Genomic DNA, 12,645 nt, shown 5'->3' on the forward strand with positions numbered 1-12,645 from the left:
TTATGAATTATAATCTGTACGGGCAGATTACTGCTTATGTACAGGTTATAATCGTTTCATTCTTTTATAATTGCTCCATCTTTGCAATAAATGCAATTAAACTTGTCAGATCCTGATTGAGAGAACGAATTGTTGATTGCAACTGATTAATCATATTGGCTCTTGTATGCAGATCATCAGAGCGATAATATCCACCTTTACCAAAAAGTAAAGTTTCCTGATCCTGGTCAATCCTGCCATCAAATTCAAATTGGAGCCATCTGTTTTTAATGCTCTGTGAAAGTGTAATATCCCCTTTATTGCTGAAACTTTTCTCATGCAGCATTTCCCATACAAATTCAGGATAGTCTGTATTGTTTTTTGGTTCAGTCCAAATGGTGCTTAATAAGTTATGTTCGTGATAAAATTCCAGTTGTTTCCCTTTTGGATTAATCGTTAATGCGCCTAATCCTGCGCCAAGCAGACCTCCGCCTATACCAACAGCGGTTTGGACACTGTTTTTAGAAATTACTGCCGTAGCCACAGTTGTTAATGCACCAATAATCACAGATCCAACTGTTAATTTTGTATTCCTTTTGCTGTTTAATCCATCCAGATAGGCCGCCGCCATATCTGATCTTTCTCCTTCACAATCCAGTTCGGCAGCCACAGCCTGTAATTGTGTTTGGGCAAGTAATAGTCTGCTGGTTATTTTTTGCCTGAGCATCACTTGTTTCGAAATCGATTCTTGTGAGCGGTCTTGTTTCAGTATCCAAAGTTCATTTATAGCATTGCCTATACCCAGGATCTGGCAGAGCAACTGGTCATGTGCAGAAATATTTGTTTTTGAGAGGTCAATTTTTACCGAATCTCTCCAGGGTATTTCATTTTGAAGATATGGTATGCCGGGCGCACAGTAATTATATTTAAAACCTTGCAGTTTGGCATTGGTTGCTGTCTTTTTTGTTGTGCTGCAAGCGGAAAGAATCGCAATTAATACAAATGAAGAAATTGCTTTTAGAAGTTTTGTCATAGCTGGATGGTAAAGATGCCGGACTTTGCTGATAAAATTGAGATAATATAAATAAAAACATCTTATCAACGCCCGATAGCTAAATATTAATGTAAAATAACTCTTTTCTGGTTTCTTTAAATGAAATCCGTGTGTTATTTTAAATAATGTATTAATTTATTGATTATAAGTAAGTAATGTATGTGCTTTTATATAGAATAGTTCTTAATAAATTTTGAAAAGCGAATAACAGGTACTTTCTTTGCCTCATATTTATAATTAATCTAAATAATATGAGAGAAAAACTACTTATCATAATAATGTTGGCTTTTGGCATTTTCAAAGCAAATGCACAGCAACCCAGCGGACAGATAAATGGAAGGATAATAACTCAGGATGGCACTGGTGCTTCCAATATCAGTGTTGTTTTAAAGGGAGCGGGTGTAGGGACGCTAAGCGAAAAAGACGGTACTTTCATCCTTAAAAAAGTAAAGCCAGGCACTTATACAATCGTTGCAACTGCTATTGGTTTACAAAAGCAGGAGCGAAAAATTGTAGTTACCACAGGTAATGCACTGGAGGTGAATTTCACTTTGAAAGAAAACTCTTCAGAGCTGAATGAGATCATAATCTCCAGTTCAAAGACGAATAAATTTACAAAGAAAAAGAGTGATTATGCGGCTAAAATGTCTCTGAATAATTTAGAAAACCCACAGGTATACACTTCCATCACTAAAGAACTGTTAACAGATCAAATGGTTTTCTCAGTAGATGATGCGACTAAGAATGTACCTGGTCTGCAAAAAATGTGGGAAGCTACAGGTCGTGGTGGCGATGGAGGTGCTTATTATAGCTCAAGAGGTTTTATTCTTCAGAGCCAGTTGAGGAATGGCATTGCAGGTAATGTAACCGGACGTATCGATGCAGCAAACCTGGAAAGTCTTGAAGTGCTTAAGGGGCCTTCGGCAACGTTATTTGGCAGTGCGCTGACTTCTTACGGCGGATTAATCAACAGGGTAACTAAAAAGCCTTATGATCATTTTGGTGGAGAAGTTGCTTATTCGAGCGGAAGTTATGGCTTTAACCGCATAAGCGCAGATGTAAATACACCATTGGATAGTGCAAAAAAGGTATTATTCAGATTGAATACGGCTTATAATTATCAGGGGTCTTTCCAGGATAACGGGTATGGTAAAGACCTGGTTATTGCACCCAGCATTTCTTATAAAGTTAACGACAAACTTTCGTTTTTGTTAGATGCAGAGTTGTATAGCGGCAGCAGTGTTGGAAAACAGATTATCTTCTTTTATTTCCCTGTTTCTTCTTTAGGAGCAGACAGAGCTGATCAGCTTGGACTGGACTATAAGCGGTCTTACCATAGCAATGATCTGGTTCAGACTTCAAGAAATGATAATTTCTTCGGACAGATGAATTATAAGTTTTCTGATAAATGGACTTCTCAAACTAACTATACCAGCACTTATAGCTTTTCTAACGGCCGTGGCCCATATTTTTTCCTGGTTCCTAATGCGATGGTTCCTAATGCAGCGGGCGTAGTAGACCCAACTGCAAAAGGAAGCGATTATCTTTCCCGTGCTGATCAGTCTACAGCAAATAGCCAGATTACTGTATCAGAAATTCAACAGAATTTTAATGGAGAGTTCAATATCGGGAAAATAAGAAACAGGGTAGTGCTTGGTCTGGATTATCTCAGACAGAACTCTAACCAGGTATTTTATTCAATTAATAAATTTGATATCGTTCCAAAAAATGGTACGATACCAAACTATGCAGATTTTAATGAAACAAATCTTTCACAATTCTATCAGACTAATCCTAAGCTGACTTCCCATTATATCAACCGTTTCATCTCAAGTACCTATAGTGTTTATGTTTCTGATGTCGTTAATCTCTCTGATAATCTAATTGCACTGGCGGCATTGAGGATGGATGGATTTGATAATAAAGGTAATTATCAGGACACTACCGGATTATATACCGGTGCTTATAAACAACTGGCTTTTGCACCTAAATTTGGATTGGTTTATCAGCCAATTAAAGATCAGATTTCCATTTTTGCCAATTATCAGAGTGGTTTTACAAATAAAACCGGTCAGGACTATCTTGGACATGGTTTTAAACCTGAGCAAGCCAACCAGTTTGAAGGTGGTGTGAAATTAAACTTATTCGGAGGTAAATTAAGCAGTACAATTTCTTACTATGATATCAAAGTGAAAAATGTAGTAAGAGGTTATATCCCTGAGGCTGTTCCGGGACAACCAGCCCCTCCAATTAATCAATTTATACAAAATGGAACAAAATTGAGTAAAGGTATTGAAGCCGAAGTAATCGCTAACCCGATCGAAGGATTTAATGTGATTGCTGGTTTCGCCTATAATGATAATAAACTGACCAATGCAGACCCTAATGTAGAAGGACGCAGGGATGCTTATTCAATGTCACCTTATTCAGCGAATCTGTGGATGAGTTATAAATTGAATTACGGTAAATTAAAAGGTGCAGGTATAGGTTTTGGCGGAAATTATGCCAGTGATAATAAAATCGTTAACAGTGTATCAAATGGCGTATTTATTCTGCCACACTATGTAACTTTAAATGCGTCTGCATTTTATGATCAGCCTAAGTACAGAGTGGGTTTGAAAGTAGATAACCTGACCAACAAACAATATTGGATAGGCTATGGAACAATGAACCCTCAGCAATTAAGAAGCGTAATTGGTAGTATTGCTTTTAAATTTTAAAATATAAACCCCAATTGATCCTGAAAAGTCAATTGGGGTTTATCCTTAAAAAACAGCTTCAGTAAGCAGGTCTTCATGCAGTGTTACTTCCTGAAGAACCTGATTGTGATCAAACCAGAAACAGTTTACATAACCATCTTCCTTTAAAATTCCTGCAGTCATTTTAGGACCGCCCGATTTTAGCACCAGAATTGTGCCTGTTGTAAATTTTGCCATAGGTTCAGTTTTAATTACTACGAATGTAATATAACGCTATTAACAATCAAATAGTTATCTTCTGTTGAAATAGCATTTTGCTGTCAGATCATGTAGCTTTAACAGGAAGCAGGTTAGCTTGTTGCAGATTATTTCGCTAAGACTTCAACAAAATTGTTTAAATATTTTATTTCATTTCAGAAATAATGCTACATTTGTCGCCCAGAGTGGATAATCCATCGTTTAATGCCCGGATGGCGAAATTGGTAAACGTTGCGGTCTCAGAAGCCGTTGGAGTAAGATCCTTGAGAGTTCGAGTCTCTCTTCGGGCACAGAAGGAAACATCATGAATATGATGTTTCCTTTTTTTATGCCAATAAATCACTCTTCGTCACATCTTTCCCCCATTCCGTCACATTTATTATCCCAGCTTTTATATCGGTTTATATTTGGATAATAATTCGTAACCGGGAGATAAGATCCCTTAAATTAAGAACAATGAAACCATATTTACTTTTTCTGCTCTGCTGCTTTGGTTTTAGCTCATTTGGGCAAACTGCACCAGAATCTGCTTCACAGCCCGATTTCACTACGGAGAATGTGAAGTTCAACAGTGCCGGGGTCACTCTGGAAGGTACAATCTTTAAACCTGAACATCCTTATGCGTCAGTAGTCCTTGTGCATGGGTCCGGCCAGGAAACAAGGATGGTAAACATGGCGTCGCTTTTGGCAAAAAACGGCATTGCAGTATTAACCTATGACAAACGCGGAGCAGGAAAATCGGGGGGCATTTACACCGGGCCGGAAGTAGGGACCAATAATATTGATTCTGCCAATCTCAACCTGTTAGCTTTAGATGCAAGCGCTGCGTCTAATGCACTATTGACACAATTACCAGCCAATCATGGGCCATTGGGCTTAATAGGGTTTAGCCAGGCTGGCTGGGTAATCCCTTTGGCTGCAAAAAAAAATAATCAGGTAAACTTCATGATATTATTTAGCGGACCAGTCATTACAACGCTTGAACAGCTGCGGTTTCAGTTCTATACACAAGGAAATACCAGTTTTTGGGACACACATACTGAAGCTGAGGCACGTGAGCATATAAAAAGTGACCCTGACCGGTATCAGTTTGCAGGCACCGATCCGCAGGATGCACTTTCCACACTTCCGATCCGGGGACTTTGGCTTTTTGGAGGTAAGGATATACAAATTCCGGTACGTTTGTCAATAGAGCATCTCAATGCACTTAAACAACAAGGCAAATTGTATGATTACCAGTTATTTCCAGAACTAGGGCATGACACTAGCTACTCCAAATCACAGGAGCCATTTAACGCAGCTATTCAATGGATTAAGACCATTGCAGATCATATGAAAAGCAAATAAGCTAAAAGCTTTCCATTTTTAAAAAAAAAACAATGTCAAAGCTCTTTTATTGCCTGTAAACCGAAAATTTACAGGCTTTTTACTTTCCCATGATACCACATCTGTACGTAAAGTCAAATCTTTCCGGACAAGATATTTTTACCATTCCTAATCTCTAATTTTATCAATAAGCAGATCGTTCTGCACTATAGAGAGCTTTGTAATGATAAATGAAACACCTCAGAATAAATTAGCAACTATTCCTTATTCAGTATTAGATTTAGCAACAGTAGTTGCAGGAAAAACACCAGCTGATACTTTTCGCAATAGCCTTGATCTGGCACAGCAAGCAGAAAAATCTGGCTATACCAGGTACTGGCTGGCCGAACATCATAATATGATCAGTGTGGCGAGTTCAGCAACATCTTTGCTGATCGGACACATTGCTGGTGGTACAAAAACAATCCGGGTAGGTTCCGGTGGTATCATGCTGCCTAATCACTCCCCTTTAATTGTTGCCGAACAGTTTGGTACTTTAGCCTCCTTATATCCTGGCAGAATAGATCTGGGACTTGGACGTGCACCCGGTACAGATCAGGTTACGGCAATGGCTATCAGAGGAGAAAGATTTAATGCTGTACATGATTTTCCGCAGGACATCATCAAACTGCAAAACTTCTTTTCCGCAGACAATGCGAATGCCCGCGTAAGGGCAATTCCTGGTGAAGGTTTAGACATCCCGATCTGGGTATTGGGTTCTAGTACTGATAGTGCCCGTTTAGCTGCGGCAATGGGTCTTCCTTACGCTTTTGCAAGTCATTTTGCACCAGCACAGTTTCTGACAGCAATAAATATTTACCGTCAGAATTTCAGACCATCAGAACACCTGAAAGCTCCTTACGTCATCTCATGCGTAAATGTAATTGCTGCTGATACTGATGCAGAAGCTGAAAGACTATCCACTTCTTTAAAGCGGTTTTTTATGGGCGTAGTAACTGGTAAACTGGAATTATTACAACCGCCAGTTGATCACATGAATGGTGTATGGACAGACTACGAAGAAGAAGCTGTGAATCAAATGATAGCTTGTTCTTTCTTTGGCAGTCCGGAAACGATTAAACAAGACATGGAAACTTTTATCAGCCGGACACAGGTCGATGAAGTCATGGTTACTTCTCACATTTTTGATCATCAGGCAAGAGTACATTCTTATCAGCTTTTTGCGGATATCATGAAAGGTTAATCTTGTTGAAAAATAATTAATATTTAAAATAGCATCGCATGGAATACAGACAATTAGGCGCTTCGGGTCTTAAAGTACCCGTATTAAGTTTTGGTACCGCAACATTTGGTGGTGGAAATGAGTTTTTTAAAGCCTGGGGAAGTACCCAGGTCGAAGAGGCAGGCAGATTAATTAACCTTTGCCTGGATGCAGGGGTTAACCTGTTTGATACTGCAAATGTTTATTCTAACGGACTTTCAGAAGAAATCCTTGGTCAGGCTTTAAAAGGGCTTCGTGATCAGGTTTTGATCTCAACCAAGGCGACCTTCTCCATGGGAGACGGCCCTAATGATCTGGGATCTTCCAGGTTTCATTTAATCAAACAATGTGAAGATAGTCTGAAAAGATTAAACACTGATCATATCGATATTTATCATATGCACGGTTTTGATGCAAACACGCCCGTAGAAGAAACACTGAAAACATTGGAAAATCTGGTTGAAAGCGGAAAAGTACGTTATATCGCCTGCTCTAATTTCTCGGGATGGCATTTAATGAAATCCCTTTCCGTATCCGAAAGATATGGATGGTCAAGATATATCGCACATCAGGCTTATTATTCTTTGCTTGACCGTGAATTTGAATGGGAGCTTATGCCACTGGGTATTGATCAGAAAGTAGGGACCATTGTATGGAGTCCATTGGCTTCGGGTCGTTTATCAGGAAAATACAGACGTAATCAGCCACTTCCCGCAGATAACCGTGTACAACAAGGCGGTGGTCATGGACCAGCTTTAAATGAAGAACGTTTATATACGATCATGGATGCCCTTGATGAAGTTTCAGCTGAAACAGGTAAAACTGTCGCACAGATTTCCCTGAACTGGTTATTACAACGCCCTACAGTATCAAACATCGTTATAGGAGCGAGAAATGAAGAACAATTGAAACAAAATCTGGAAGCAGTAGGCTGGAACCTGACTACAGAACAGGTTAAAAAACTGGATGAAGCAAGTAAACCAGAGCCTATCTACCCTTACTGGCATCAAAGACAAAGTGAAGAACTGAATCCGCTGCCTGTATTTTATAAAGGATAATAACTATTGAATTCTTAATCCGGGACCACCTTTTCTGTTTAAGGAAGGTGGTCTTTTTATAAAGAAAAAGAAAAAACTGCTGGATACCATAGTTGTTTAATAGGTGTAATTTGTAAATTAGCCTAAACTAAATATAAACTTATGAGATATATTTCACTGCTATTACTTTTCACAGCAATCTCCTTTACAGGTTTTGCGCAGAACAAAGATGCTATTCTTGGTCAATGGGTTAACTCTACAGGAGAGGCACATGTAGAGATTTTTAAAAAAGAGTCTAAATATTTCGGTAAGATTGTATGGCTGAAAAATCCTAAAGATGAAAAAGGTAATGCTAAAACGGATATAAAGAATCCTGATGCAAACCTGAAATCCAGACCTATTTTAGGTATGGAAATGCTTAAGGATTTTGTTTTCGAAGGTGGTAAATGGACCGATGGAAAAATCTATGATCCTAAATCTGGTAAAACTTATAGCTGTAATATGAATCTTAAGGACAACGGTGATTTAAATATGCGTGGTTATATCGGGATCTCAATTATTGGAAGATCTGAAGTCTGGAAAAAAGTTAAATAATGCGAATACTCCTGTACCTTTTATTGCTGACGCCCTTTACCGTATTTTCACAAACCTATGAATTAAGTACCGTTAATACTGGAACTAATACCAGTATCAGAGGAATGTCTGTCGTCTCTGACAGTATTGCCTGGGTAAGTGGAAGCAACGGATTTGTTGGGAAAAGCATAGATGGTGGCAAGGAGTGGACCTGGACAAAACCCAAAGGTTATGAAACGCTCGACTTCAGAGATATTGAAGCCTTTGATAAAAACCATGCTGTAATCGTCAATGCGGGCTCGCCTGCTTATATTCTTCGTACCGGGGATGGCGGGAAAAGCTGGACTGAAACTTATAAAAATCCAGACTCTGCCATATTTCTTGACGGCATGTCATTCTGGGATCAAAAAAATGGGATCATCTTCGGTGATCCCATTCAAAATCATTTACAGCTGCTCATTACTGATGATGGGGGATGTACATGGAAAGATATCTCGGCAAACCTAAAACAGACAATGGCAACCGGTGAAGCTGGGTTTGCGGCAAGCGGTACAGGAATTAAGACCATGGCTGGTGGAAAAATCTGGATAGCTACAGGAGGTACCAAATCAAACATTTACACTTCTGACAATTACGGCCTGAGCTGGAAAAGGTATGACTGTCCCATTCTACATGGAAAAAGTACTACCGGAGCCTTTTCTATTGACTTCTATACCGAAAATCAGGGAATTGTAGTTGGCGGTGATTATGAAAAAGACAAAGAGAATACGAATAATATTTTGCTGACCAGCGATGGTGGAAAGTCATGGGCTAAACCTTCCAGACCTGTTTTTGGTTACCGTTCGGGGGTGATCTGGTATGATGATAAAACCTGTTTTGCTACAGGTACTTCAGGAACAGATGTTTCCAGAGACGGAGGAATGAACTGGTATCACATTTCAGAAGAAAGCTTTAATGTTATTCAAAAGGCTAAAAACGGCAAACTAGTATTGCTTGCCGGTGCTAAGGGGCTGATCTATACTTTAAAGATTAAATAAGGAAGCTAAACTTCACAATATAATATAAAGGGGGCTTCTGTTAGCTCTAAGGATTGATCTCCAGGATCTCTTTAGCCAGATGGATCATCTTTTCACTACCAGTATATTTACCATGTTCGTCTGAAAGTTTAACTACGTCTGTCCACTCTTCATTTTGAGGCTGGGCCTGAGTCATCTTAATTACTATATTCATAGGTTCAGGGCCAGCATCATTAGTCAGATTTGTTCCTATACCGAAAGAGATACCAATTTTATGATGACAATGTCCGGCAATACGGGCAACCTTCTCATAATTCAATCCGTCAGAGAATATAATAGTTTTAGTCTTTGGATTGATACCCAAACGCTGATAATGCGCAATTACTTTATCAGCAAACAAAAGCGGGTCACCGCTATCGTGTCTCACCCCATCGAATAACTTGGAAAACATTTTGTCGAACTGTCTGAAAAACACATCCGTTGTATAAGTGTCAGATAAAGCAATCCCCAGATCTCCGCGGAAAACCTGTACCCAATGTTCCAAGCCCAGGGAGTTGGCCATTTTAAAGCCATATCTGGCAGCGTGAAACATAAACCATTCATGGGCATGCGTACCTATTGGTTTAGTCTGATGAACCATTGCCATATGGACATTACTAGTCCCGATAAATGAACCCTCTCCATATTTTTGAAGTGTCTGTAAGACCAAACGGTGAATAGCATAAGAATATCTCCGGCGTGTACCGAACTCAGCAATAGTCACACCCAGTTCACGATAATTTTCAATCTTTTTCTTTGTCCGCTCAATCACCTCTTCGTTACTTATTCTGACCGCATGCGTCATTTCATAAAATAACTCGCAAATCAGAGACATAATTGGTACTTCCCATAAAATAGCACGGTACCAGAGCCCTTCTACATGTACTGCTAACTGATCACCCTGCTGTTCAATATGAACTTCCTCAGGCTGATAACGATAGCCTTCAAGAAAATCGAGATATGAAGGGTCCAGGTATGGACAATTGACCTGCAGGAATTTTTTCTCTTCGCGGGTTAATTTTAAAGAAGGCATTTCATTGACTGCCTTCCGCAGTGCATCACCAAATCCTGGAGGAAAAGAATGTTTCCCCCGGTTAATAAACTTGTAGCGGACTTTAGCATAAGGGAATAAGCGGATCACACCCTGCTGCATGGTAAACTTATAAAAGTCATTGTCAAGGATAGAAACTAGAGAAGGGACAGGCTGCATAGACATATATTCAGATGTATAATATGAGCTACCTTATCATAATTCGGGCCAGTAGCTCATTAATTATCCTAAATATAGGTTTATTTAGCATCCAATAGAACAGCAAGCTGGATACAATGTGTATCTGAACGGTTACTCCAGGCATGATTTGTGCCGCGCTGAACTACAATATCCCCGGCTTTTAAAAGAGTTTCCTCCTCATCCAGAATCAAATAAATCTCACCAGACAGAATGATAATATAATCTAACGTGTCGGTCTGGTGCATTAAAGGATGTACCTGTCCTTTCTCCAGAGGTTTAATTCCCAGATCTTTATCTGGAGGAATACTCACGTAACGGAAATAAGTTCCCCGAGCAGGAGTTGCAGGCATGGCCGTATTATCTATTTTAACCTCTTTATACAGCTCTACAGGCATTTGATCAGTAACCCAGATATCTGAAATAATCAGACCTGGAAAATGTTCAGAAACATTATTTACTATAGCATCCTCTGTAATGATAGATTTACCGTCTTTTAACCCTGTGACTATACGGCGTGGTATTTTTGGAATTTGTGACATATTTTCTCTTTGAGATGAATTAATCTATTTGCATCACTAATTTTCTGCCTTTTGTGAGGTTGTCTTCTAAAAGCTGATGTGCCCTTTTAACGGTTTCAACAGCCAAAGGCCCAACATTGAATACGGCAGGCGGTGTAATGGCAAGAGCTGACATGAGTTGCATGAATTCATTCAGTTTTTCTCCGTAATAATGATAATTCTTCTGTAATGAATACGCATAATTTGAAATATTGACAATTACTGCGCCTTTATGAAAGAGCTCTTCTCTTGCAGGAGCAGTGGTCAGTGCAGTAACGTCAGTATAAGTACCATTGGTGATCAGAACCTGCGCACAGATCCAGGACATCCGGTCGCCTGCCAGATCTATACAATGCTTAAAAAACTGACCATTATTCCGCTCCATAATCACTTCAGAAAGATTATCCAGCTTATAATCAATAATCTGCTCTTCTTTCAATCCGGCCTTAATCAATTGATTTTTACTTTCTTCATTACCTGCAGTAACGATTATCTTTTGATATCCTTTAGCCACCAGTATTTTGATCAGGGCCATACCTACACCACCGGCAGCACCGCTAATAAAAACAGCATCAGTTTTTTTGATAGCCAATCTGTTAAAACATTGCAGTGCGGTGAGCGATGCACCCGGAATAGCTGCCGCCTCTTCAAAACTTATATTTTCGGGTTTAACAGCTAATATAAGCTCAGGTACGCTGATATACTCTGCATAGGTACCATTTGAACCCATACTTCCAGAAGCAGCAAATACCGAATCGCCAATTTTGAACTGATGAGCTGACTGGCCGGTTTTAACAACCACTCCGGCAAATTCACGACCCAGTATAGGTGAATGCATTCGCTTTCTTTCCGTTTTACCCTGCCTCATCTGATAGTCGATAGGGTTAAACGCAGCCGCCTTTATGCTGATTAATACTTCGTTATCTGCAGGTTCAGGTATAGCATGATTATTTTCCAGGATGAAATTATCAGTATCCCCGAAATCTTTTAATACAATGGCTTTCATGGTCATTTGATTTTAACTTAAATAGGTGAACTCTTAATGGAGAAGGCTAAATTAAATCGCCAATAGTTTATATTTGCTATCAGTTAACTCCAGGTAACCAGTTACCCCAAATAAACTATCAGCATATGGGCATCGTGAAAAATAAAGGAAATGTGCGGGAAGCAAGCTGTCAGGAAGAACTTACAGCCATGCGTGACAGCATTGATATATTAGGTGGAAAATGGAAACTGCTGATTATGCGCTATCTGACTAACCGGACTTCAGAAAACAATCATTTTAAAAAGATTCAGCGTGGTGTCAGCGGGATATCTGCAAAGATGTTATCCAAAGAATTAAAAGACCTTGAGCTTAACCTGATGGTGACCAGGACTATTCAGGACACCAGGCCTGTTACCGTAGAATATTCCATTACTGAATATGGTAAAAGCATTATTCCTGTAACCGATATATTAGTCCAATGGGGGCTCAATCACCGCGAGAAAATCAAAGAAGAGATACTTGTCTGACCGCTTTGCCGTTATGTAGCTAAAGATTAAGTTCCCTTAACAGAGAATGTGATCTATTACACTATCTTTATAGCATTGAATCAAACAGACTCTTATTAGTCGC

Annotated in this window: 12 protein-coding genes and 1 tRNA gene; 8 read left to right on the forward strand and 5 right to left on the reverse strand. The window is 39.3% G+C overall.

What is annotated here, in order from left to right; genetic code table 11:
- Window positions 1-64: 64 nt before the first annotated feature.
- Window positions 65-1,012, reverse strand: coding sequence for a hypothetical protein (locus tag HDE68_RS16505; RefSeq protein WP_183883329.1), 948 nt, complete (start codon window positions 1,010-1,012; stop codon window positions 65-67).
- A gap of 272 nt (window positions 1,013-1,284) precedes the next feature.
- Between HDE68_RS16505 and HDE68_RS16510 the strand changes: the two genes are divergently transcribed.
- A complete protein-coding gene (locus HDE68_RS16510; protein ID WP_183883330.1) occupies window positions 1,285-3,753 on the forward strand; it encodes a TonB-dependent receptor in 2,469 nt (822 codons plus the stop codon).
- Window positions 3,754-3,798: 45 nt separating this feature from the next.
- On the opposite strand, the gene HDE68_RS16515 is transcribed toward HDE68_RS16510, so the two are convergent.
- Window positions 3,799-3,969 carry a DUF2158 domain-containing protein gene (locus HDE68_RS16515; protein ID WP_183883331.1) on the reverse strand — a complete coding sequence of 57 codons (171 nt, stop codon included), beginning with the start codon at window positions 3,967-3,969 and terminating at the stop codon, window positions 3,799-3,801.
- Window positions 3,970-4,196: 227 nt separating this feature from the next.
- On the opposite strand from HDE68_RS16515, the gene HDE68_RS16520 reads away from it, so the two are divergent.
- The 6 genes from HDE68_RS16520 to HDE68_RS16545 all read left to right on the forward strand — a co-directional run bounded on the left by HDE68_RS16520 (window position 4,197) and on the right by HDE68_RS16545 (window position 9,224).
- Window positions 4,197-4,280, forward strand: a tRNA-Leu gene (locus HDE68_RS16520).
- A 166-nt stretch (window positions 4,281-4,446) separates the two neighbouring features.
- On the forward strand, window positions 4,447-5,337 hold the full coding sequence (locus HDE68_RS16525) for an alpha/beta hydrolase family protein (RefSeq protein WP_183883332.1): 891 nt from the start codon (window positions 4,447-4,449) through the stop codon (window positions 5,335-5,337).
- Window positions 5,338-5,539: 202 nt separating this feature from the next.
- The gene (locus tag HDE68_RS16530; RefSeq protein ID WP_183883333.1) at window positions 5,540-6,559 is read left to right on the forward strand and encodes an LLM class flavin-dependent oxidoreductase; all 1,020 of its coding nucleotides are present in this window, start codon (window positions 5,540-5,542) and stop codon (window positions 6,557-6,559) included.
- Between the two features lie 38 nt (window positions 6,560-6,597).
- Window positions 6,598-7,635, forward strand: a complete 1,038-nt coding sequence (locus HDE68_RS16535) for an aldo/keto reductase (RefSeq protein WP_183883334.1) — start codon at window positions 6,598-6,600, stop codon at window positions 7,633-7,635.
- Between the two features lie 141 nt (window positions 7,636-7,776).
- Window positions 7,777-8,208, forward strand: coding sequence for a DUF2147 domain-containing protein (locus HDE68_RS16540; protein ID WP_183883335.1), 432 nt, complete (start codon window positions 7,777-7,779; stop codon window positions 8,206-8,208).
- Window positions 8,208-9,224: a WD40/YVTN/BNR-like repeat-containing protein gene (locus HDE68_RS16545; RefSeq protein ID WP_183883336.1), complete on the forward strand. Its 1,017-nt coding sequence runs from the start codon at window positions 8,208-8,210 to the stop codon at window positions 9,222-9,224. The genes HDE68_RS16540 and HDE68_RS16545 overlap by 1 nt, the downstream gene beginning before the upstream one ends.
- 46 nt (window positions 9,225-9,270) lie before the next feature.
- Here the strand turns inward: HDE68_RS16545 and pncB are convergent, their stop codons facing one another.
- The 3 genes from pncB to HDE68_RS16560 form a co-directional block, all read right to left on the reverse strand.
- Window positions 9,271-10,452, reverse strand: coding sequence for a nicotinate phosphoribosyltransferase (gene pncB / locus HDE68_RS16550; protein WP_411267943.1), 1,182 nt, complete (start codon window positions 10,450-10,452; stop codon window positions 9,271-9,273).
- 80 nt (window positions 10,453-10,532) lie between these two features.
- Window positions 10,533-11,012 carry a cupin domain-containing protein gene (locus tag HDE68_RS16555; RefSeq protein WP_183883338.1) on the reverse strand — a complete coding sequence of 160 codons (480 nt, stop codon included), beginning with the start codon at window positions 11,010-11,012 and terminating at the stop codon, window positions 10,533-10,535.
- Window positions 11,013-11,031: 19 nt separating this feature from the next.
- Entirely contained in the window at window positions 11,032-12,036 is a 1,005-nt protein-coding gene (locus HDE68_RS16560; protein ID WP_183883339.1) for a zinc-binding alcohol dehydrogenase family protein, read from the reverse strand.
- Window positions 12,037-12,161: 125 nt separating this feature from the next.
- On the opposite strand from HDE68_RS16560, the gene HDE68_RS16565 reads away from it, so the two are divergent.
- A complete protein-coding gene (locus HDE68_RS16565) occupies window positions 12,162-12,542 on the forward strand; it encodes a winged helix-turn-helix transcriptional regulator (protein WP_183883340.1) in 381 nt (126 codons plus the stop codon).
- The last annotated feature ends 103 nt before the right edge of the window (window positions 12,543-12,645 follow it).

It is taken from the genome of Pedobacter cryoconitis (assembly GCF_014200605.1).
GTDB classification, from domain to species: Bacteria; Bacteroidota; Bacteroidia; order Sphingobacteriales; family Sphingobacteriaceae; genus Pedobacter; species Pedobacter cryoconitis_B.

Bases quoted from the DNA above. Each gene is read 5' to 3' on its own strand.
- HDE68_RS16515 (WP_183883331.1), bottom strand. From the start codon at position 3,969: ATGGCAAAATTTACAACAGGCACAATTCTGGTGCTAAAATCGGGCGGT.
- HDE68_RS16510 (WP_183883330.1), top strand. From the start codon at position 1,285: ATGAGAGAAAAACTACTTATCATAATAATGTTGGCTTTTGGCATTTTC.
- HDE68_RS16565 (WP_183883340.1), top strand. From the start codon at position 12,162: ATGGGCATCGTGAAAAATAAAGGAAATGTGCGGGAAGCAAGCTGTCAG.
- HDE68_RS16530 (WP_183883333.1), top strand. From the start codon at position 5,540: ATGATAAATGAAACACCTCAGAATAAATTAGCAACTATTCCTTATTCA.
- HDE68_RS16505 (WP_183883329.1), bottom strand. From the start codon at position 1,012: ATGACAAAACTTCTAAAAGCAATTTCTTCATTTGTATTAATTGCGATT.
- HDE68_RS16535 (WP_183883334.1), top strand. From the start codon at position 6,598: ATGGAATACAGACAATTAGGCGCTTCGGGTCTTAAAGTACCCGTATTA.
- pncB (WP_411267943.1), bottom strand. From the start codon at position 10,452: ATGCAGCCTGTCCCTTCTCTAGTTTCTATCCTTGACAATGACTTTTAT.
- HDE68_RS16525 (WP_183883332.1), top strand. From the start codon at position 4,447: ATGAAACCATATTTACTTTTTCTGCTCTGCTGCTTTGGTTTTAGCTCA.
- HDE68_RS16555 (WP_183883338.1), bottom strand. From the start codon at position 11,012: ATGTCACAAATTCCAAAAATACCACGCCGTATAGTCACAGGGTTAAAA.
- HDE68_RS16545 (WP_183883336.1), top strand. From the start codon at position 8,208: ATGCGAATACTCCTGTACCTTTTATTGCTGACGCCCTTTACCGTATTT.
- HDE68_RS16560 (WP_183883339.1), bottom strand. From the start codon at position 12,036: ATGAAAGCCATTGTATTAAAAGATTTCGGGGATACTGATAATTTCATC.
- HDE68_RS16540 (WP_183883335.1), top strand. From the start codon at position 7,777: ATGAGATATATTTCACTGCTATTACTTTTCACAGCAATCTCCTTTACA.